General features: G+C 61.5%; 7 protein-coding genes. 3 read left to right on the top strand and 4 right to left on the bottom strand.

Annotated elements, in window-relative coordinates; translation table 11 throughout:
* Window positions 1-58 precede the first annotated feature (58 nt).
* The 4 genes from AC1RMY_RS26075 to AC1RMY_RS26060 all read right to left on the bottom strand — a co-directional run bounded on the left by AC1RMY_RS26075 (window position 59) and on the right by AC1RMY_RS26060 (window position 16,500).
* Window positions 59-223 carry a hypothetical protein gene (locus AC1RMY_RS26075; protein ID WP_492869591.1) on the bottom strand — a complete coding sequence of 55 codons (165 nt, stop codon included), beginning with the start codon at window positions 221-223 and terminating at the stop codon, window positions 59-61.
* A 454-nt stretch (window positions 224-677) separates the two neighbouring features.
* Window positions 678-1,262: a matrixin family metalloprotease gene (locus AC1RMY_RS26070; RefSeq protein ID WP_492869589.1), complete on the bottom strand. Its 585-nt coding sequence runs from the start codon at window positions 1,260-1,262 to the stop codon at window positions 678-680.
* A 165-nt stretch (window positions 1,263-1,427) separates the two neighbouring features.
* Window positions 1,428-7,319 carry a hypothetical protein gene (locus AC1RMY_RS26065; protein WP_492869587.1) on the bottom strand — a complete coding sequence of 1,964 codons (5,892 nt, stop codon included), beginning with the start codon at window positions 7,317-7,319 and terminating at the stop codon, window positions 1,428-1,430.
* A gap of 10 nt (window positions 7,320-7,329) precedes the next feature.
* On the bottom strand, window positions 7,330-16,500 hold the full coding sequence (locus tag AC1RMY_RS26060) for a coiled-coil domain-containing protein (protein WP_492869585.1): 9,171 nt from the start codon (window positions 16,498-16,500) through the stop codon (window positions 7,330-7,332).
* Between the two features lie 514 nt (window positions 16,501-17,014).
* Between AC1RMY_RS26060 and AC1RMY_RS26055 the strand changes: the two genes are divergently transcribed.
* The 3 genes from AC1RMY_RS26055 to AC1RMY_RS26045 all read left to right on the top strand — a co-directional run bounded on the left by AC1RMY_RS26055 (window position 17,015) and on the right by AC1RMY_RS26045 (window position 22,295).
* Window positions 17,015-17,848, top strand: a complete 834-nt coding sequence (locus tag AC1RMY_RS26055; protein WP_492869583.1) for a hypothetical protein — start codon at window positions 17,015-17,017, stop codon at window positions 17,846-17,848.
* A 447-nt stretch (window positions 17,849-18,295) separates the two neighbouring features.
* Window positions 18,296-18,562, top strand: coding sequence for an HNH endonuclease (locus AC1RMY_RS26050; RefSeq protein ID WP_492869593.1), 267 nt, complete (start codon window positions 18,296-18,298; stop codon window positions 18,560-18,562).
* A gap of 37 nt (window positions 18,563-18,599) precedes the next feature.
* The gene (locus AC1RMY_RS26045) at window positions 18,600-22,295 is read left to right on the top strand and encodes an AAA family ATPase (RefSeq protein ID WP_492869581.1); all 3,696 of its coding nucleotides are present in this window, start codon (window positions 18,600-18,602) and stop codon (window positions 22,293-22,295) included.
* The last annotated feature ends 232 nt before the right edge of the window (window positions 22,296-22,527 follow it).

Below are 22,527 nucleotides of genomic sequence, written 5' to 3'. Positions count from 1 at the left end.
AGCCTTAAACCAAGATGAGCCAGAGCCTCCGTTCCTGAGAAACGAAAACGGTCTCAAATCATCTGACGACGGACACTTTTTGCTCATCGGATAAGTCGATACCATCGAGATAGGGCAGGTACTTTTCTTCAAAGAAGGCGGGATCGATATCTGCCCAATCCCGATTCTCGGCACTCTCTGGCTCCTGATCCAATTTGGTCGATGTCTGCTTCGCTTTCCTCATTCCGCTCTCCATTTGTGAAGACCGGCGCAAGGAAACTGAGCAGCGAAAGCCGTGGCTCCCGCTCATCCCAAGCAAACGCGATTTTCTACCGTGGAGCGTTGATTGGGCGGTCGCATGTCGAGAAAATGCCGAAATGCCGAAATGCCCCCGGTCGCGATCGGGGGCAGAGCAATGCGCAACAGACCGTAACAATCCGAAGCGTTACGATTTGCTGCGGAAAGGTTTCAGTCTGTTTTTCTACACCTGTGCATCTGGGGATGACGCCGACTTGGCTGATCCGCCATAGCCGTGAACCGTCCACGGAAACGGGGCAACTCCAGGCCGGACATTTATCTATTCCTCAAGTCCCATTCGCAAATGCCGGATGCCGCTCGTAACCAAAGATGTGCGCCAGCAGATCGAGCCTGTTGCCTCCACGCCCGCTTTAGCTGCATGGGCCGGGATAAAACTCAATCTATGGATTGCCGTAAATTTTGTTACGGCCGGCGATGTCGTCGGCCTTGAGTTCACGCATTTTCTGTCCGGGCGGCAGGAGCATTCTCATGACGGCATCTGAACCTGATACATCGTCCAGGCCAACACAGTGGCCGAACTCATGGAGTGCAACACTGGAGAGGTCATTCTGCGTTGCGGATGGTGTTCCTGAGCCGACATACCAGCTCTTTGCCACATTGAACCGGACCACACATTTCTTCATCCGATTGGTATCATCTACGTTCGGTGTGTGCGTATCAGCAGTCTTTCCTGGATCAGCGAGCGTGGTGAACTCCACGTAGCTGGCCGCAGAGTCATTCGGGCAGCTGTCCGGACCGAAGGTGAAGCGAAACTTGGCGTAGTTCCATTTCCTCGCCGCATCCTTGATTACCTCCGCCGCGCCAGCTGGCGCGGCCGTCGTACAAACGACAATCGATGCCTCCATCGGATTGGCTTGGTATCGCCAATCCCGCTCGAGCAGTTTGTACGCCGACGCCTCATCGGCGAACCAAATTGAAACCTGCGCCAATGAGGCGCCAATGATCTGCAGCCATTTGCGATTCATCGTTTTACCTCACCTTACTTTCGGGACTTGTTTTGTCTGGCAAAGACTGCCGCAGCTCAAGCGTGCTGTATGTTCGGAAATGGGCTCGACCGAAGCGATCGCGTCACGATTGATGAAAGCCGTCATCGCGATTCTGCCCATTCGATAAGTGCCGCGCTCTTCGGGTTAGTCCCGAGGTGAGGGTCGAGGGGTCCCCACGCTGGCTTGTGGCGACACGCGCGCCGGCGTTGGTTTAGAACGATACCGGTTCGGTCGGGCCGGAGTCGATTTGGGTGGCGTGGTCGGCTCGCGCGATCTCGCTTCCTGTCCTTCGGCTACGATCGGAACGACGGCGGCAAACCGAGGCCCAGAGCAAACGACTGCTTGTTTCACCTTTGCCGCATGCTCGACGTTCTCGATTGGCTCCTCGGCATAAGCCGCAGGCAACATCGGTTGCACTTCCTCAACAACGACGGAATAGACCGTGCCGGCCTTCTTTGGTTTGAAAGGCGTATCATTCAGGATGAACCTCGCGCACCAAGACAATGGCGCGCCGTCATGCGGATGCTCGGGGCGGACCGCACAATGTTCGCGCAGGACGCCATTGCTTTGAAGCGCAAGCGCTTCCTCCCATTCCTTCTGATTACAAGGGATCCAGGCATATTCAGCGCGCGTTTTGAGCCCACGCGGAACCGAGGTCTTGTCCAGTTCCGCGATCTCGTCCACACCGTCGGGACGCTGCCGCATCACCGAGATCTTCATCACTGGCCGCTGCGTCCAGGACTCGACGCGCATCGGGTCATAGCCGGTGGTGGGCGACGCACTGTAAAGCGTACCCGTGCCCTTGACGTTGACCGTGACCTTCCGGGAATCGACCGTCACGGAGACGCTGCGCTGCTGCGGGATCTGCGCCCATTCGACGGTCGGCTCGGACACCCTGAGTTCCGCCGGCGCGTAGGGCTGATAACGAACAAGACCAAGCCGGATGAAGGGCTCCGGAGCAGCGGCCGCTAGAATCTCGATGTCGCAATACCAGGTTTCGTGATCGATATCGAAACGCGGAACAAATGTGAGAAGCGAAGCTTCGAGATTCACCCGGCTCTTCTTGCCGCTCTCATCCTCGACCGGGATCGGTACGGACGCACGCGGCACATACACCGGGTCGTACTTCGACAGCACCTGCGTTCCGGTCATGGGGTCGGTCGCCGCGCTGCGAAAATCCGGAAACGCCGTGGATGGCGTCAGCCAGCCGATGGTTGCGCCGCCCTTGGTTGGATCGAGACCCCAGCGGGTGACGAACGCGCCACCCGGCCCAAGATCCTCGTCTTTGAATCCGGTCATTGCGATGTCGGCCTTCTCGCCAATGCCCACATCGTAGTCGCGCACCGCGCTTCCGCTCCCCGGACTGACGCGGCCCTTCAGGATGTCCGGTGGCCAGAGGATGACTCCCAACCTTTCGCCTTCACCCGAACTGAACCAGGGACGCTGCATGCGGATGCGCAGGCGCACCTTGCGCTCGATAGTAAGCGGCTTGTGGGCATCCTTTTCGATCTTGAAGGCCGGCAGGATGGTCAGCGGCGCTATCTTCGCGGGGGCCTTGGCGGCCGGCACGATGAGGGTCTGTGGCGGCTCGCTCTTGCGCGACGCCATCGCATCGTGAGCGATGTCGCCTTTCGGATCGCGGAAGAAGTGAGCCGTTCGTGATCCAGCGATCGCCCATAGCTTGAGAATGCGGGCGCGACTATCGGACAACGTGAACGGCGGGTTGATGAGAACAACGTTGCCAGCTTTGCCAGCCGGCGCAGCCCCGTCTTGCAGCTTCTTAAGGTCGCGAACCGCCTCGAAGGGCCCTTTCAGGTCGCCGATATCCTCATCGATCCGCAGCAGCGTCGCCTGCTCGGAGATGAGCTCAACTTTGTCGTCGGATTCAACTTTGAATCCATAGACGCTCTGCGGCTGCATGAATTCATCCGTAACCGGGCTCTTTGGCCAGATGCCGCGAGCCACCTCGTCGGGCGTCCGGCGGCGGCGCTGGTCGTCATCGAATGCGTTGGATACCAGCGAGGCTCCTTCCGCCAGTATCTCGATGAACCCGGTCGTGGGCCGGTCGACGATCACGTCGCCTTCGACCACGACATTCTGCTTGGGGTCGTCGGGCTTTTGTGGAGCTGTCGGAATTAGCGGCGCGGCGCGGTGCAGCGTAAGTTTGGCGACCGGCTTCGTGTGCGCCTGCGGGATGGCATGCGTTGCCACCAGCGTCGTGCGTGCCGCCAACTCCGGCGTCGGACGATTTTGCAGCAGCTTGTACGCCGCGTCGGCGATGCACAGCAGCACCCCGAGCGGCACTTTGCGGTCGGCCGGCCCGCAGATCGGCATGTTTGCCGCCGTCCGCGAAAGGCCGAGCTTGCGGACGAAGCCGGAAAGCTGATCCAGCTTGAGGCCCTTCAGTTTGGTCTCGAACTCCGAGCAATCCATGCACCCCTGCCCGGTCGCGTGGTCGACCGAGGCAACCAGGGCCGCGGACTCGACGGCGTCGAACCAGGTCGCCAGTTGCTTCGCGCTGGCCGGCAGGCACCAGACGTCGATCTCGAAGCTTTCGCCCGGCTCCAGCGCCACCTCGACGCGCGACGCGATGATCTCGCCGTTCCTGTCGTTCTTGTCGTTGGCGGAAATTTTGAAATCCTCGAGCTGAATATCCTTGCCGAGCCCTTGCGCGCCGCGCAGATAACCGCTCTTGGTCTTGAGGCCAAGAATGCGTGCGTGAGACGGCGCCTGGCCGCTTCGCGACAGCTTCGCTACCACCTCGATGGCGATCGGACGAACCTCCGGATAGACGTCCCGCTGGGCGCGCACCGGCACGATCAGCGGCGGGTCTTCCGGCATGCGGCCGGCAAGATCGCGGAGCGAGATCACCATGTAGCTCGCGGCAGGATCCGGATAGTAGGGATCCATTCGCATCGGCGAACCGGACACGCGCGGACGCAGGACCGCGTCGCCGGTCGGCCTGACCAGCGGACTGTCGGGGGCCTCTATGCGGCCGCGATTGGTCGCGGAATATCCATAGGTCGGAAACCCCCCGGAAATCTCGTCGTAGTCGATTTTCGCCAGGCCGTCTTCCGGCCCCTTCCAGGCCCCTTTTTCGCGATCGCGAAAATTGGCGAGCGTGACCTCGGGCATGCCCCGGGCCTTCGGCTTAGCCACGAACGCGCCGTGCCGGTCCGCGAACTCCGCCGAGACCGACGGCGGGAAGATGACCCGCACCGACGAACTGATGACCTTCCCATCCTTATCTTTGTCGTAGTGCCGATAGGTCTTGTTCTCGTCGTCCTGAGCTTCGGACCGCACGACGATCGTCTTTGCGGTCTCTCTCAATCCATCCACGACGCCATCGTAGACGCGCTCCAGCACAACCCTCGGCGTGGCGACAACCGGCCCCTCGATGCGCTCGTGCCGCAAGAAGCGGCGCGGTCCGGCGGTAGGCGAAGGCAGGACCGCGAAGTGCCGTTCGGCGTCTGTCACCTCAGCATTCTCTCGCGACGGCGGCCTGTACGACGAGTCTTTTCGGAAAGGGCGGATGACGCCGCCCTGCAGACGCGGCGTAAGCCCGAAGAAATAACCGCCGCCAAACACCAGGCGCGGAATCTGGGTCTTGATCCCGCGAGGTGCAGAATTCAGCTTGATCGGAGACAGGCTATATGCGGCGCCGAGCCGCAACGCATGAGCGTTCGCCTCCGATTCCAGGTTGATTTCCTTGCTGTTCGTGTCGACGCCGATGGGCGGACCCATCCAGTGCCCGACCGTGTCGTCGACGTGCGCGACAGCGGCATTCCCGTTATCCGTTGGCTGAATTTTTGCCGGCATGACCGCTATGGCCGAATCGAAGTCGAGCCGTTCGGCCGCATCCGGAATGACCCGATCGAGTATCTGCTCGACCCTGACGTTGATCGAGTCGTCATTTACGTCATCGAACTTGATCCAGCGATGGCAGAGCGAACGCCACTGCAGAACATCGTCCTTGAGCTCGTTCTTGCCCTTGACCGCCACTTCCATGCGGTAGCCGACCGTCAGGTCCTCGGCATCGACCACCGGATTCGCGAGATCGTCTCCGCGCGAGATGCTACGGAGCGCCTGGAGAAGCGCCGATGTCTCCCGCCACCGGTCGACCAGCGCGAGACCGGCGGTACGCAAGGTGATGACCGGCGGCGCGGCGCGCGGCGCGATCGTTCTGGACGTCTGGCGGTTCTCGACAGCCTGGGCGGCATCCAGCGAAATGATATCGAAGCGCGGCTCCGTTATGTCCTTGCCCTTGTCGTCCTTGTTCTTGCGCGATGCCGCGATGTGAACGACACCGTCGATTTGCGACAGCGCCCCGTTGGCAATCAAGTCGTCCCGGTCGCGCAGTTCGGTTGGGCTTTCGGAAAGGATTGCGAAGAGGTCCATTTCCACGCGCGTGCACGACCAGACATCCGGGTGGTCGACGACGCCCTCGTCGGCCAGGCGCACCTTGGTGGCGGTCCAGACGCGCCGGCTCGCGCCACGGGATTCCAGAGCAGCGGTGAGAAACCCGAACCGCGACGTTCCGACGACGCCGCGGCGCTCGACGAAGGGGTCCGCCCTTAGCGCGTCTGCCCGAAATTCATTGAATGGAATCAGCACGTCGACGACGAGATTGAACAGCCGCGCAAGGCTCGGCTGACTTTGCAATCCCACCAAGCGCAGCGGTGCGGCACTTGCGGTCTTGTAGGCCTCGTAATCCCTTTTGAGATTCCGCTTCTTCTCGCTCTTTTCCTCGTCGTCATCGAGGACATCGTCTGCATGAACAGCGTCCTTGTGGCGGTCGACGCTTCCTTCGATCGCCTCGGCGAGTTCCTCCGCGCTTTCCGCGGTGACCTTGGCGAAGCATTCACCGACACTATCGCTCGTCGAGCATCGCAGGAGACCTGTGTAGGCTGTTTTCAGAACATCCTTTGCGGCTTTTCGCGTGTTCTGGTAATTCGAATTGACTTCCCCGCGCCGCTTCTCGGCCGTCTCCTTTCGCTCCTGCCGCCCGAGCTTGTCCTGCGCCTCGCGCTCTTTGATGGACAGCTCCTGATCCCTCGCCTGCTTTTGTTCGGAGGTAAGCCCTTCATACGCCTCACGTGCCGCCCTCTCTGCCGCCTCAAGCTGGTCGGGCGCAACTTTCGAGCGCTCTTCGGGCGTCAGATAGGATCGTGCAACGAATTTCGCCTCGCGCTCGGCCTTGGCCAATTCTTCATCCCTGATCTTCTTCTTGTCATCGGTTCGTGTCTCGTACTCTGCGCGAGCCGCCTTCTCGGCTTCCGCCAGATTTGCCTGACCCTTCAGGAGCGCAGCATCCCGTTCCGCCGGCGTGAGATAGGATCGCTGCGCGAGCGGTGACGCGAGGTCGCACTCGGTCGTGCGGTCATCGCAGAGTTCCGGTTCGCGATGCAGCTTGACGCGCGCCAGCAGGCTGCGCCCGCGTTCGAGCGCTAGCAGCAGAGCGGAGTGGCCCCTGCCGATGCCACGGATGTCGGGCGTCGTGGCGCCCCCCTGCATGAGCTTCTGCGATGCAAGACTTGTCTTGGCACCGGCGGCCTTCAGCGCCGCGATTATGGCTTTCCAGTCCTTGGGGCCATCGGGCGCGACAAGCTTGACCCACAGTTTTCCGATCGCCTCGACGTCGGCGTCGCGCTTCCCCCGCCAAGTTTTCAGGTCGCTTGCCCGGTCAGCGCGGCGATGAAACATCGCCCGAAAGGCGTTAAGCTGTCTGCCAGGCGCGGGTGCAGGCAACGCGCCCGCCTTGACAGGGCTGAAGGTCACCTTGAGATCGCTCTGTGTGCCATCATCCGCTCGCAGGTCCATGTCGTCGGTGTTCCGGAGCATGCTTTCGATCTGCGCGGGCCATTCGCGGATGTCGATTTTCACGCCGCAGGCTGCGGCGGCGTTCGTCTCAGCGATCGGCGACAAAATCACGCTGGCGCGCACATAAGCACCGTCGTCGGTCACACCGGCCGGAACAATGCGGACACCGACACCGACCATGAACTCCGCGGAATCCGAAGACTGATTGACACTCATGATCGTTCACTCAAAGTTTGACCAAGGGATCGAGCGTTGTGTCGAACAGCAACTGGTAGCCCGACCAGTCCGCCTTCTGGGACTTCGTGAGGACCCGCAATGTCGGCGTCGATTTCGCCGGCGGCGCCGCGCCGCCGAGCTGGGCGAACTCGGCGGTGATCAGTTGTGAGCGCAAATCGGCGAACCGCGTCTGTGGCATACCCGGAAGATCAAGGAACGCGGTCGGCGAACCCTGGCCTGCACTGCCGCCTTGATCGACGTAGACGTCGACCCTGAACTCGATGTCATCGATGCCGATCGAGAAGCTGAACGTATAGGTCGCCTGGCCGTCCATCTTGCCGTTGGCGTAGGTCAGCCGCACGAACAGCGAAGTCGAGAAGCTGAAGCACGCGATGTTGGCCGCGCCGCGGGCCATGAAATTCACGCCGAGGCGAGCGCCCTCGCCGCGCGCGGCGCGGAAGTAGACGCCGAGCGTGATCTGGCCGGTGCCGCTCAGCGGGCCGAATCCGAAAGTGAAGACGCCGCCGTAGTCGAACGACGTTTCAAGACCAATGAAGCCTTTGCCGTTCGCCAGCAGGGCGAGATAGCCGCCGCCGCCGAAGATCGTCGAGGAGATCAGGAACGGCGCGTCAGAGCGGCCGATCGACACGATGAACTCGGCTTCGTCGGTGGCGCCGAATGGCAGGCGCGCGCCGGCATTCAGCGTGACGTTGGAGAAGCTCAGCGTTCCGACGCCGAACGAGCCGAGATTGACGCCATAGGTTGCCTCGATGCCGGGCTTGTCGCGCATCGGGCGCACCGGCGGCAAACCGGCTTTCGGCGAAACATACGGCTCAAGCTGCTTGAGGAATTTGGCCTTGCTGCCAATGACGAAGTCGCCGAAGCGCACGTCGAATCCGGCCGGACGCCCTCCACCGGCACGGAAATCGAGGCCGCGGAAGTTCAGCAGGACGACGTCGAAGTCTCCAAACAGTTGAATGCCGAATGGCCCAATGTGGCCGTCGACACGCGCTTGCGGAGTTTCCGGCTTGAGCAGATCGGTGCTCGCGCGCATGCGGATGTCGAGGCGCGTTCCCTTGACCGGCAGGAATACCTTGCCGATGCCGGGCAGACCGAACTCGCGCACCGGCGTCGACAGGTCGTAGCTGAGCGTCGCCCGCGTCGGCACCAGTTCGCGGACGATGCGGTCGAGCTCGAGCCGCATCGCGCGCAGGTCGAGCGCTTCGACCACGACGACGCGGAGGAAGGAGCTCTGGAGGCCGGCAAAGCGGCGAAACAGTTCGACAAGTGCCGGTGGCCGCCAGGCCTCCCCCAGTTCGCCGAGGGCCAGCATCGCAACTGTATGGCTCGAGCTCCAGTTCGCGTTGGCAGCCGAAACCAGCTTCGCTTCGTGTGCGATGCGCTCGGACTTTCTGTCCCGGTCGCTTGGCGCATACACGTCGAACAGGTCGGCCCGCGTCTGCCCCGCGCCGATTTCGCGCGCGAGGGCATCGAAGACTTTCGCGACCACCGGCGGCGCCTCTGTAATGAATTGCTGTAGCTTCTGCCGCTGTTCAATGAGCTGACCGTAGAACGTATTCAGAAGCGCCAGGATGCTGCCGGCGGGTCGTGCCGCTGCATTCACCAACTCATCCAGCTCCCTCTCGACTCCTTCAATAGCCGGGGCGAGGAAATCGTATACGTCGCCGGAAAACGCCCGCTCGACGCGATCAAAGCCCGTTTCGATTGTCAGCACTAGCTCGCGGCCGCCCAATGCGACGGCGCGGTTGATGGCATCGGTTTCGAATCTGCGCGTGGACTTGAACTGGCTGACGGCCTCCTTCAGCCTGGCCGCTGCGTCATTCAACGCTTTTTGACGATTTTGAATGGCTTGATTTGAAAGTTGCTCCGCCGCCAGTCGCTCAAGCGACCTTGCAGTTCTCGGCAATACCGTACTGATCGCCTTTGCGAGCTCGGTCAGAGCTTGCGCGAACGCGCCAAAGGCCGCATCGGTCGTAGCTTTCCCGGCGAGGGTTAACTTCGGAAACTTCTCGAGCGCCGCGACGAGATAATCAAGCAGGGCCGCTGCTGCATCCTGAGCAGCTTTTTCCCCCATGTTCTTGAGTGCCGGTCCGTCGAAGATCTCCTTGACCATCTTGGCGGCTGCTTCGATCGCCGACGCAAGCAGGCGAGCCTGCGCGACGATGTCCTGCAGTTCGGAATTCAAATTCCGGGGCGGCCGCACGCAAGCCGCATCCGGCAGCTTCGCAACTTCGGCCGCAAAGGTCTGAGCTTTGGCATGAAGATCCCTTGCGGCCGCCAGGGCTTCTGCGACCGCCGCCTCGAACCTCGCGGCCTCGCCAACCGAGACCTTCGCCAAGGCATCCCGAGCACTTTCGGCTGCCTTATAAATGTCCTGTATGATCTCGGACGCATCGCAGTCCGGGGCAAGCTTTGAGGAGCCTCCGCTCGTAACCACACATCCGGATTTGATCTCGACGTCGCCGAGCGCGGGCAACAGCGCGGAGGCGCCCGCCTGCAACACCTTTTTGATTGCCTTGCAGGCTTCCAGAGTACCCGCCATGACCGAGGCCGCGAGCTTGCTCTGACCAACGATTGCCAAGATGTCCGTTGCGTGCGCTACAGCGTCGAGAAACTTCCCGATCTTTTCCTGCGTCAACGGCGGTCGCGGCAGTGTCCCCCAGATCGCTTGTGCGTCCGCGGCCAGACGAACCACCCTTGCGGTCGCATGCGAAAGGAGGATTTCGATGGTACGTTCGATAACGCGACGCTCGGCTGCCTCTGCCGCTGCGCGCAGCTCGGCCACGAGTTTTTCAGCCGCCTCGTCGGCCGCCTTCTCGAGCGCGGCGAGGTCTGATCGCGCTTTTTCCGCGGCCTTCTGCAGCGGCTCGAGTTTCTTCGCCGCCGCTTCGAAGCCCTCGGCGACCCTGATGAGTTGTCCGCGCGCCGGCTGCGGCAGGCCGGCGGCCTCGGTCTTGATCTCGGCAGCGATTAGCAGGGGAGTCTGCGCGAGGTTCCTGATGTCGGGAATGATCAGGGTAGGCACATGCTTGGAGACCACCCTATCGACGCGCGTACGACTGTCGTCATCGTTGGACAAGTTGGCTAAACGCAGAACGTTCTCCAGAATCGCGCTCTTCATCACGGCCAACATGGCCGTCGGCAACTCGTCAGGCAGCTTCTGAAGCTGCTGGAGGGCCTCGATCGAGCGGCGGACGTCGCCAATCGGCCCAAGTAACTTCTTAAACACCTCAAGCTGAGCACCGGATGCCGCCGCGATCGGATCGCGTGCGATCATCTCGATTGTTCGGATTAATCGCCGCGCGGCCTCGTGGATGGCGGACAGTAGACTGAAGAATTCTGCATCGGAGACGTCCGGCCTCTGAACCTTGGTCAGCAGGTCTTCAAGCGCTTTGATATCGGTTCCGACCTGAGGGTAAACCTGCTCAAGCGTGGGCGCTTCGTTCAGGTCAAGCCGCTGCTTGGCCAGCTTCTCCCAGGCCTTCCGCACCTCCACAACCGCATCCAGCGCCGGAACGATAATCGACTTGATCAATGCCGAGCGAACGTCGCGGGCGGCGCCCGCGACAGCATTCCCCGCATCGCCCACGAATGACGCCGCACCGTACTCGATCACCTCGGTGAGCTTCGGGTGCAGCTTCACTCCGAGGAACTTCTCCACCAGATCCTTCAGCTCCATGATGCCGAGGAATTTGCCTTTCGGCACGATGTTGATGGAGTCCTTGAACCGGTTGACGCGATCGAGAATCGGCAGCGCGGCGGAGCCGGACGCGGTCGAGGGGGTGTCGATTGGCTGTGATGGGGACGGTGCGCCCTTCGTTCCGCCGTTGATCGGGCCGAGGCTGCGCGAGATCGCGACGATGTCCATCGTCGGCCGCGCCACCCCGCCAGACATGTCGCCACGACCTTCGAAATCCAGCTTGACGGTATCTTTGTCCTCGCCGTCGAGAACGCGGAGATAGATTTCCGACTGCTCCTCACGCGGAGCCTTTGCGTTCTCGATATCGACAAATCCGTCAGCGGCGTATCCGCCGTCGAACGTTACCTCCGCCCACAAAGGGGATCGGCCGGTGAAGCGCTCGACTGACTTGAGGCGGCATCTGGCGCGCTCGACAAGCGGATAGAACGGCGGCTGATCCTGCCCTTCCATGAACGAGTCGCGCCGATAAAGCGTGTTGTTGAGATTGAGAACCTTGTTGGTCTCGGATGGAAGGGCCCGCTCGCGGCCCTCGGCTGCGACGTCCCACCACTGCGTTTCGAATGTCGTATCCCCGGCCTTGAACTCCGGCGCCATCACGACCGGCTGCTCGTTGCGCAGCAGCTTGCGCGTTGGCGAGATACCGAGCTTGGGCTCGATCTTGTTGTTGTAGTAATCAACGAGCGCCGCCATCGTCCCTTCATCGTTGGCCGCGATGTTGTCCACGAAGATCAGCGGCAGTCGGACCGGAACGGCTTCGTCCCCGATCTGCATCTCGAACCAGACCTCGGTGCCGGAACGTGCGGAGGTGCGTGGCCACATGCACAGGCCAGTTGTCGAGCCATTCGAGCTCAGGACGATCTTGCCGCGCGCGGTGACCTCGAACGGTTTCACTTCCGTTTCAAGATCGTTGCGCGCGTCGACGAGGTCAGGCGTCTGCCGCGTCAGGATCTTGACGCGTTCGCACGGCCAGCGCGACCCGCGATTGGGTTGGCCTTCGGCCTGGAAGCGCTTGTCGGGATTTCCGACGCGCAGGAAAAGCCGCTGCACGAGGATTGCAACAGGCGATCCGTAGACGCGTCGCCCATTTTTCTCCTCCTTGACGTACGAGGGTTCAAACCGCCGCTCCGTCAGCTTGACGAGACTCGCGCGGTGCCCGAGCGGGAACAGAAATCCCTTGTAGACGACCTCGACAAGGATATCGCGGCCGAGCACGGTGCGCTGCCGCCAGCGCTCGACCGAGAGGGCGTCGAAGAGATTGAGTTTTGTGCTCTTGGCGCGTGCCGAGGCCGGAGGCTGGAAGCCTGCATCGATGTCCAGGTTGCCGCCAAGCGCACTAAGTGAAAGCTCGGTGACGGAGATCGGCTTCGGGCGATAGATCGCCGTCATGTCGACTTCTTTGCCGCCGTCCTTGGTGCCGTCTTTTTCCAGTTCCGGAAGCAGGCCCTGAAGACGAAACGCTTCCGGCGGTTCGATCTGGTCGGCCTCGGGAGCCAGATCGCCGTTCGGCGCGCGCCGCCCGAGCACCGGCAATGCCCAGACGGATGTCAGAATCACCAGTTCGTGCCGATCGAACGCCTCAAGGCCGGTACGGAATTGCTCGATCGAGTCCTCGAGCGGCCGGCGCAGGCCATACGCGCGCGGCAGAGCCCACGGCGCATGCGCGCCCATCGGCGGTGCTCCGGGCTTATCGGTCGAGAGCAGCGCTTCGGGCCGATAGTCCTTCGACCACACCGCGCGCACCCCAGCCGACTCGTTCCGTCCCGCCAGTCGCGCGGTCCACAGCTCGCGAAACAGGTCGACATTGTCGGCGAAGCCCGCGTCACGGCGAACGCGCGGGGCCGATGTGATCCAGGTCGCGTCCTGTGCGGGTGACAGAAAAAGTCTGAAAGGAAGCTCGATGGCAGTCTGGAAGGGGTCCGGCTCGTCCGACGAGGACGCAAGGACCTCGGCCAGCCGCTGGGTCGGCGTGACGGCGGCGGTCGCGGGAGCGCGCCGACGATCGTCGCGCCTGTGGCCCCAGCGGTCGTTCGGCGTGAACCCTTGGAAACGAAGGATCGCATCGTCGTCGTTGAGCGCACGCCTGCTCCAGCGCGCCGGCAGCCGCGTGCCTTGCAGCGGTTCCATCAGCCGCTCGGCGCGCCGGACAACAGCCATGTCCATGCCGCCCCAGTTCGTCAGCCCCTCGAGCGTGAAAGGGATGCGGCCGCCAAGGCGGTCGGATTCAAAGTCTTCACAATCGACACGAAACGCAATGCGGCTAGGCCCAGACAGGCGCGCCGGCACGATCGGGTCGAACGGTTCGTCGTCGGATCCCGGATGCTGCTTTGTCAGGTCGGACTCGAGGGATTTCCGAAGATCCTCGTTCAGCGCCTTGAGGACATCGTCCAGCCACGTGGGACCGAGATACTCGGGATGTTTCCCCAACGCCTTTGCATACTTTTGATCTTGCAGAATTCGGCGATAGCGGGAGCGGAAATCGGCGAATTCCCGGCTTCGCCGCTCGCGCGCAAGTCCCAACTCGGAGAGAAGCGTTGCGTCGGCTTTGTTCGAGGTCGCAAGATCGGGCCAGCGTTCTTGATCTTGTGGCTTGCCGGGCGGAATCGTATCGCCCGACTTGCCGAACTGCTTGAACAGGGCCACCCAGTCGCCTTCGGGAATCTCCCTGACTGTGGGCCACCGGGGCGCCTGGGCAGGCAGGCCCGGCAGCGCCACGTCTTCCTCCGCCTTGAGCTCGCGCATCACGTCGTTCGCAACGCGCCGCGCGTCAGGATCGAGAAACTCCGCGCCGACGTAGAGGCGCTGCTCTTCCGGCAAACCTTCGGTGCGAAGCCGGAACAGGGCATCGAAATCCTTGCCCTTCTTTTTCTTTGCGAGCTCTTCCGGCTTCTTCTCGGAGTCTCCCGGATTGTTGAACAGCAGTTGCTCCGGCCAGACCGCGAGCCGCCGGATCTCGCCGCGCATGGTGATGCGCTGTTCACGCGAGGTCTCATTGCCATTTTCCGGCCTTTGGACTCCGCACTTTTGCAGCAACTGCGTGGCCCAATCCTTCCAGCGCTCCGCAAGCTTTTTTTGCTCATCCGAGAGCGGCGCCGAGGTCCACCGCTTCGGCGCGGCCAGAGCCTGCTTCAAATCGGCAACCAACGCCTTACTTTCGTCTTCCGTGCATCCCTGAACCGCCTTTCCCTTCAGTTCGGGCAGATGCGGCGTCGCTGGGATTTGCCTGAAGTAGGCGCGCTCGACGACGTGCTGCGGAGGAAATTCCACGACGAGCAACGGACGCTCGTCGCGCGGCTTCGACGCCGCGCCAGGCGCCGCGGCGAATGGCCGGCCCGGTGAGCGCCCACCGCGCGGCAAGAGTTCTGCCGCCTTGCCGCGCGCCGGCGGCCACGGAGCAACCAGTTCCATTCCCGAGAAGCGGAACTTCAGTGACAGCAGATCGGCGGCGCGTAGAACCGTGAGATGAGCGCGGCCGAGATCGAAAATCGCGTTGGCTGTTTTTGACGATGGCCCGAGCGGGATGACCGCATCGGCCGACGTGACCGGCGCAGGGCCGAGCGCGGGCAGGTAGAGCGCTGCATCCGCATCATGGAAGCTGAGCCGCGTGATGTGCGTTCCGTCGATCGGGTGCGCCGATTGGTCTTCGTCGGCCGGCACGATCCGCTCGGGAAGCTTGATGGCGGCGCTGCTGAGCGCGAGACGCCCGCTGAAGTCCAACAATGTCCGGCGTTCCTTGTCCGGCACACCGATCTTCTCGGTCGCCGTTACGATGATCGGCGGTACCTGCGGCGGAGCTCCGGGCTTGGCGCTGACGGCAGGCAGAGCGGCAAGGCTCATTCCGCCGATTTGCAGACTGACGAGCGTTTCCTTAGCGACGGGTTGAACCGACAACCGTGTGACGACCGTGTCCTTCTTCGGGTCCTTCTTTGGCCTGCGTTGCCTGACAATTTCAAACCCCGCGAATTCGAACGGCCCCTCGCCGGGCTCGTCGCTGTCGGCACCCGATCGCACGCGCAACTGTCCGATGCTCGACATCTCGTTGCGCGGCACCAGGACGCAGCCGGCAACCGTGTGGTCGATATAGCCCCAGTGCCGGATCGCGGCTTCCAGGCGTGGGGCTGGGCTGGCGGCATTGTGCTCGTCGGTTGCAACCGCCTCCCGGTCAATCGCGATGACAGCGGCCACTTCTCCAGAAAGGTCGGATTTCCTGGCGAAATCGAAGCTCCAGTTCATCAACGCGTTCTCTGGATCTCCGCGATCGCGATTAGGCGTCGTGAAGCCGCTGATGGCGTAGATCTCGCCGTAGAGGCCATCCGCGTCTCTGGCTGTCCGCCTGGTAGGGCGTCCATAAATGACCTCGGAGTCGAACAGCCTTTGCTTCTCGGATTTTGAAGACGACCCGTTCGCTGCCGGACCACCCGGCGGCTTGGCCTCCGTCTGTTTGGCATCCGATGGTTTGGCCTCGGGCGGCTTCGCGCCCGGTTGCTTTTGCTTCTGCTCGGCGGCCGCCCCAGCGGGTGCCTGCTCGGCCGCGACGGCTCCCGGTGCGCTTGCGGCGCCCGCGGGAAGTTGATCGGCGCCGCGCACGTCGCTCCTGATACGCGTCAGCTTGACGCCACCGAACTCGAGCGGGATGTCGAGAATGAAAAAACGCCCGACGCGCTTGACCGGCTGCGCCACCCGCCGCAGCGGCGGCCGCACGTCAGCCTCGACGGACCATCCAAGATGGCGGTCCATGCCGAGGGTCAACGGTACGTGTGCCTCGATCCGCTCGCCGAAAAGAGCCTTGAGGAGGGTGTTCGACTCACCGTGGCCAACCTTGAATGGCAGACGCGACAGCTCATCGGAATGTAGAAAGTCGAGGAGAGGAATTCCTTCTTCTATCGTTGCGACGACACGGCGGCCCCCGCTCCACCACGCACCCATCTCTCCGGAGATCGTCCACGAATCGAACACTGTCTTGCGCGCAAAAATGAACGTCGCATTGAACTCCGATCGCTCCGCGCCCGGAAAAGACGCCCGATTGACCGTCAAGGTCCATTTGGTCGGCAGCCAGATCGCGACTTCTTGCGGATCGTTCGGTTTCGCATTGCGCGGATCCAGCTTCCTGTCTGGGAAGAACTCGTTCGATTCCCTGTCGATTTTGAACGACGCATCGGGACCGAACTCCCGGCGATCCCACGACAAGAGAAATTTCGGATCGGCTGATGCTCCGCTCTTACGAACAGCCTCGTCCTGCTCGGCGCTCACATCCGTCAGGACAACAGTCTGCCGGCGCGACTTGTTGAGGAAATCGAGATGAAAGTTTGCTGAGGGGGCATGCTGCGCCCTGGCAGAATTGGCGACGGCAAGCGCCGTCGCGCCGACAAAAACGGAACGCCGCGTTGGCCGAAACACGGCTTTGCTGGCAACATCCTGCTCTGCGGGCTGATCTTGGCCGGCACTACCAGACTCGGAACCCATGCAAACGCCCCCAGCGCGTCGCATCAACGAGCCCCCAACGACGGCTTGAAGGGTCACCGCATCAGCTCTGCGAAAGAGAGCGTACTCGTACCGCGATGGCTGTCCACAGAAAAATGCAACGATACGTTGCAGTGCAGTTTGACATTGATGAGGTCGTTACTCGACCGTCGGCGTTATGAACGCATTCGCCAACCCTCCCTGGTGACGAGAAGAAAATAAATAAACGCTACGCAGAAAAAGGAAACTCGCAGAACACAATAGGGCGGTGAAGGGCCTACGAGACGAAGGGGTGACAAGACTCGATATCCGGCTTTCGGCGATGACGATGGAAACGGGGGGAAACGCTTACATATAAATGGCGACGCTCTGCAGTTCGGCAGCCAGTACCAGACTCTGTCCGCGGAGGACTGTATTCTGTATCGATCGGCGCAGAAGCGCTCAAATTTGAGGCTGCGAGCGGCATCCCCTGATTCACAGCAATGGCCTCGTGAAGATCAACTAACGGGAGATGGAGATGGGTGAGAAACGGACGCGTGCTACGCCTCTGATATCCCGCCGAAGCTTTTTGGCGGGCGTCGCGAGCACGCCTATTCTCGGCATCCCGTCTTCGTTCGGGCAAGCGCCGGCCGCTTGGGCGGCATGGAAGGATCTCTTGAATCTAGTCCCCGATGCCGCAGCGCTTACGACCGCGCGCAAGGCGGCAGCCCTGCCCGAGGTGAAATTTAACATTCAAAAGATCGAGGACGCGCCCGCGGAAAAGATAAATTTCGACCGCTATACCGTGGACATAACCCGTCTGCCGTCAGGCTACACCGCCGCCAAGCTGTTCGAATTTATGCGGCAGCAGCTTAACGACTTTTTCGATCACAAGCTATCGACGGTCGCCGGTATAAGCGACAAGGATAGTGCGAAGTGGGGCGCAGTTGGTGATGCGCCGTTAGGCGCGATCATGGTCTTCAAAATTCCCAAGGGCCCGCTGTGGGAAGAAGGAGCGGTTGTCACCAGCGTTGCCACGAGCAACCGGTGGACCTTCAGTCCCGTGAAGATCGGCTTGGCGTGTCCCGGCGAGCATCCGGTTTCGGGCAACCGGGAATTCGGCTATCGGGATGCCGGCGGCGGCGCCTATCAATTCTATGTTCGGGCGGCCGACCGCGCGACCGGCATCTGCCTCGGCTTCGGCGAGGATGTGATCTATCAGGGCGCCGACGCGCTCTGGCAAAGCTGGCAGAGCAAACTTATCGCCTTCATCACCTCTAAGAACGGGGCAGCAAAAGCCGTCAAACCCGTTTTCTATAGGCCCACCTGGGAGGACGTGAAGAAGAGCGGCCTGTTCACCCGACCGGGGTGATATCGGATCCTTGCGGAAGCGTGCACCCACGGTCGATCGGACAGCCGGCGGAGGAACGGCTATTGCAGCCGCTAGCAAGTCACGAGGCAGGAGGAAAGCGATGGGACGGCACATTACATTAATCGTATCAAGATTTTATTCCGTCAAATACGCCGGCTTAGAGCTCAACACCAATACTGGCCAGTGAAAAAAACAAGAAGCTAACAACGCGACCCACGTCGTCAATACCAATCGCGGCCCTTTCAAAATTGAAGGCACGACAGTTACATTAATAACGCCGGGCGGAGGTGCCCGTGTCGGCTATTTGGATGCTCTTGATGTCGCCACAGTTGCAAATGGAACGTTCGGAAAGGGAGTGTCGGATGACGCAGGTCGTGGAATTAACTGGAAGGTCGAAGGTAACACGTAGATATGATCCAGGCAGGTGAGTGATTAGACGGCGCGCATATCAAGGCGTACGGGGCTGGCGGCGACCACGAGGTCAGCAACGGGATCTTGCTTCGTAGCGACATCCACAAGCTGTTCGACCGCGGTTACGTCACCGTTGACGCTGAACATCGTGTTGTCGTCAGCCCGCGGCTTCGCGAAGATTTTCAGAACGGGCGACACTACTACGCGCTGGCAGGCCAGGAACTCGGTTTGCCGAAGCGATCCGATCATCTACCCGACGCAGACGCGCTACGCTGGCATCGCGAAGAGCGGTTCCTCGCCTAGAAGATCGGGGTGAATAAGGCAGGCTACGGGAGAACCAATGACTTGGCACATCACGGCGCGCATGGCTTGGCACGATCGCGGCTGGGACGGTAGGGTCTGCGACGATCCAGTAGCCAACAGCTATTGCACGGGTAGCCACTCGCTTCTTTCAGAGCGGCTTGCGCGCGAGAAGCGAGTCGAGTGCGAGCGGCCTTGTGCGACAATCGATGCCGACCTGCCCGATTATCAGCCACCCTGCTTCTGGACGTCATCCGCTTTCGCGCCTGAGCCGACGAAAGTCCTGCACCGCCATCCTTTCCCGCGCTATCGCGACGAGAAGCAGATCAAGGAAACTCTGCCCCCCAATTCGCTCTACACTTGGCCGTTCCGCCTCGCGATGACGCACGCGTCTCACGACCGGCACGGCAACTACTTTCCCGATCTCGGTGCTCGGATCAACCGCTTCGCGGGCAGGCTGAGCCGCGGTCGCTCACTGATCTTCTTTTACTTGAATTATGACAATCCGGTTTCTGCCGACGACTATAAATATGCGCTTGTCGGGTGTGCCCGTCTCGCCGATTTCGTGACGAGCGGTGACTTCTCGTTCGACGCTGATGAGCTCGCCGAAATTCGTGGCTCAAAGCCACAGATGAAGAACTTCCCGGTTGGCAATTGGGCGTTGCAGCTGCGCCATCAAGGCGCAACCGATGGCGTCTTGCTTCCCTATCATGCCTATCTGAAGCACATCGCAGATAACCCGGATGACGAAGCCAAGCTCGACGAGATCCGCGTACTAATCGACGAGCCAGCGCTGCTACCGAACTTCAAATATGTTTCCGAGCAGGTGAACGACGACCACGCGCTCGCACTGCTCTACAAAATCAAGCGCGCGCTGGCGCGGGCACAGGATCATGGCATCGCAGATGTTGACGCGATGCTCGATCGGATCGAGGACTACATAGCAGAAGCCTGGGTCGATCGCGGCCTCTATCCAGGCCTTGGATCGGTCCTCAATGTGCTCGCCGACCTGGCGGAAGGCGAATATCAGATCGAAGGCAGCCGCGGTGCAGAACTTGCCGGTGCGCTGCGCGGTTCGCTCGATGCCGGCGAGGACTTGCTCGACGCAGCGATAGCGCTACTCGAATCCAAGGATCCCGTGCCATTGGCCTTGGCAGCGCACAAAGGAACTGTGCGCGATGCGCGGGCCGGCTATCGCGACAACAAGAGCCTCAAGCCGCTGCTCCGCAAACTGGCGCTGTTCACGCTTACGCCGCGCCAGGTTGGTCGAGTTCTGTTTCCCGAGGATGATGGACCCCATGCCTTTGGCGGCCTCGCGTTGTCATCTGGCGACATCGCCGCCAACCCTTATGTGCTTGCCGAAAGCTATGTCCCGGTAACCCGTCATGCGATCGAGGAACGCGAGGATCTCGACCGCGAACAGCGCAGCGATGCGGCGATCGATTATGCTGTCATCGATATCGGCATGTTTCCGGACCATCGGCACCTCGAACGCCGCGACGATCTTCATGATCTCACGGTCGCCGGGCCCGAACGGCTCCGCGCCTTCGCCCATGAAGCTCTGGCCGCCGCCAAGTCGCAGGGGCACAGCTTCGTATCAACTGCGACGTTGGTCGAGCACGCCGCGCGTCATCCGCTCTTCTATCGCGACAAGCTCAACGTCGGCGAGGCGCAGTTTGTGTCGGACGAGCACTTCGCCCATTTCCGCGAGCGGATGCAGGTTGAGAACGTCGACGGCACTCACTTCTTTTATCTCAAGCCTGCCTGGCATGCCGAGCAGATCGTCACGCGCTTTGTCAGCGAACGGCTCAAGCTTCCGGTCCTCAAGCGGGACCTTGGCTGGATCGCCGCCTATGTCGCCGCCGAGTCCGTTGCGCTCGCCGCCGAGATTGACGGGTTCGACACTGAGTCCTTCGGTGCCGAGCGCAGGCAAATGATGACCAGCGCAATGACGCAGCGCTTCTACTGCGCGACCGGCCGGCCCGGTTCGGGCAAGAGCCAGGCGATCGCCCAGCTGCTCCGGCGCTTCGACGCGGCGAACGAGCGCACCGTGGTGCTGGCGCCTACGGGGAAGGCAGCGCTACGTCTCAACGCCGAGGCACCGGACGATGCGACATGGCAGGCGGAGACGATCGATCGCTGGATCTGGCGTTCGGGGCTAGGCGATTATCTCAGCGATGGCGCCGACTTGAAAGGTATGGCGAGGGCCCAACGCTTCGAGCAATTCGACAACCTCGTCGTGGACGAAATGTCGATGGTGAACTTGTATCACCTTGCCTTGCTGTTCCGCGCGATCGAAGTGCATCAGCCGGCGTCGACATTGCGCGTAATTCTCGTCGGCGATGAGAACCAGTTGCCTCCGATCGGCTGCGGCAAGCCGTTCCACGACGTGATCAGCTATCTGCGCAGTGAACCTGATCACCAGACAGCCAACACCATCCGCCTTACTGCGAACTGCCGGCAGCGACACGATACAACCGTACTCGAGGCGGCGCACCTCTTTGCGGGCAAAAACCGCTATCAAGACGAGCTCTATGCCAAGCTGCGCGAAGGCGGCAAGGTCAGCGACTATCTCGACGTCCGCTATTTCGGCGACGCCGCCGAATTGCAGGGCCATGTCGCCGATTTCGTGACCACCACGCTCGATGCTGCTGTGCCCGATCACCGCGATCGCTCGCCACAGGAAGCGTTCAACTTGCTCCTGAGGCTCTACGACAAGGGTCATGTTCCTGGTAATGATGCGGCGGCATTGGGACTGGACCGGGTGCAGTTGCTCTCGCCGTATCGGGGCGGCCCGACCGGAGCGCTCGGACTCAGTCACTTTATGCGCGACACCTATCGTGCCGACGCCAAGGAGGACGCCTGGCAGCAGAAAGATGGGTTCGTCCACTCGGACAAGATCGTCCGCATCCGCAATCACTATGACTGGAGCAAGGAAACCAAGCAGCGCGAGTTGCGACTTTCAAACGGATCGGTCGGGGTCCTGTGTGGAAGCCGCAAGGGCTGGAAGGCGTTCTTCGCCGAGAGCGAGTGGTGGTTCGACTGGAGCCGGATGGATGCCGAGGATTTCGAACTTGCCTACGGGTTGACCGTCCATAAGGCACAGGGCAGCGAGTTCGAGGAAGTCCTGGTCGTGGTGCCCGAGCGCCGGGCACTGCTGTCACGCGAACTGATTTACACCGCGATGACGCGGTCGAAGACGCGCCTTACGCTGCTCGTTGAGAAGTGTGAACGAGCCAATCCGCTGGCAGTGGCGCGCGATCGTTCGGTGCTCGCGCAGCGCAACTCCTCGGTTTTTGCCCACCCGTTCGACGCCGCACGGCTGTTCGAGCCGGAGCACGGCGTCAAGGTTCGCTCCAAGATCGAATACATGATCTATCAGGCGCTGGTCGTCGCCCGCGACGCGGGCACATTGAGCTTTGGCTACGAGTCGGCGCTCGATCTGCCGTTCGGCGAGCGGATTGTTACGGTGCACCCCGACTTCGTCATCCAGTCGGGAGGCCGAACCTACTATTGGGAGCACCTAGGCATGCTTGACCGACAAGACTATGCTCGCGATTGGCGCGAGCGTCGGCGTGCTTATGCCGCCGCCGGACATGAAGCGATGCTGCTAACCACCGACGATCTGGCCGGCGTCCATGCCGATCAACTCTCGCAAGTCGTTCGCGACATTGTCGCAGGCAATCTCGCCGGGCGCGCCGATTTGGGTTGGTCGATGCACCATTACACCCTCTAAACGCGTACGGACCAAGTGGAGTTGGGCAGTTTTGCCTCAGCCTTTAATGCGATGGCACTGATAAACCAACACCCTTCGCGGAGGGTCAATGTGCGTCGATAAGTATCTGTTTTCGTGACATTCTGTGAGTCTATGGGCTCAAGAATGCCCGACGGGTGTCCGTCGTCAGATGATTTGAGACCGTTTTCGTTTCTCAGGAACGGAGGCTCTGGCTCATCTTGGTTTAAGGCTA

This window comes from Allobosea sp. GW822-FHT03F07 (assembly GCF_058801345.1).
This window is presented reverse-complemented; position numbering and strand designations above follow the sequence as displayed.

What these genes read in the sequence shown, in the direction of transcription:
- AC1RMY_RS26065 (WP_492869587.1), bottom strand. Translation starts at nt 7,319, where the DNA reads ATGAGTGTCAATCAGTCTTCGGATTCCGCGGAGTTCATGGTCGGTGTC.
- AC1RMY_RS26055 (WP_492869583.1), top strand. Translation starts at nt 17,015, where the DNA reads ATGGGTGAGAAACGGACGCGTGCTACGCCTCTGATATCCCGCCGAAGC.
- AC1RMY_RS26060 (WP_492869585.1), bottom strand. Translation starts at nt 16,500, where the DNA reads ATGGGTTCCGAGTCTGGTAGTGCCGGCCAAGATCAGCCCGCAGAGCAG.
- AC1RMY_RS26070 (WP_492869589.1), bottom strand. Translation starts at nt 1,262, where the DNA reads ATGAATCGCAAATGGCTGCAGATCATTGGCGCCTCATTGGCGCAGGTT.
- AC1RMY_RS26045 (WP_492869581.1), top strand. Translation starts at nt 18,600, where the DNA reads ATGACTTGGCACATCACGGCGCGCATGGCTTGGCACGATCGCGGCTGG.
- AC1RMY_RS26075 (WP_492869591.1), bottom strand. Translation starts at nt 223, where the DNA reads ATGAGGAAAGCGAAGCAGACATCGACCAAATTGGATCAGGAGCCAGAG.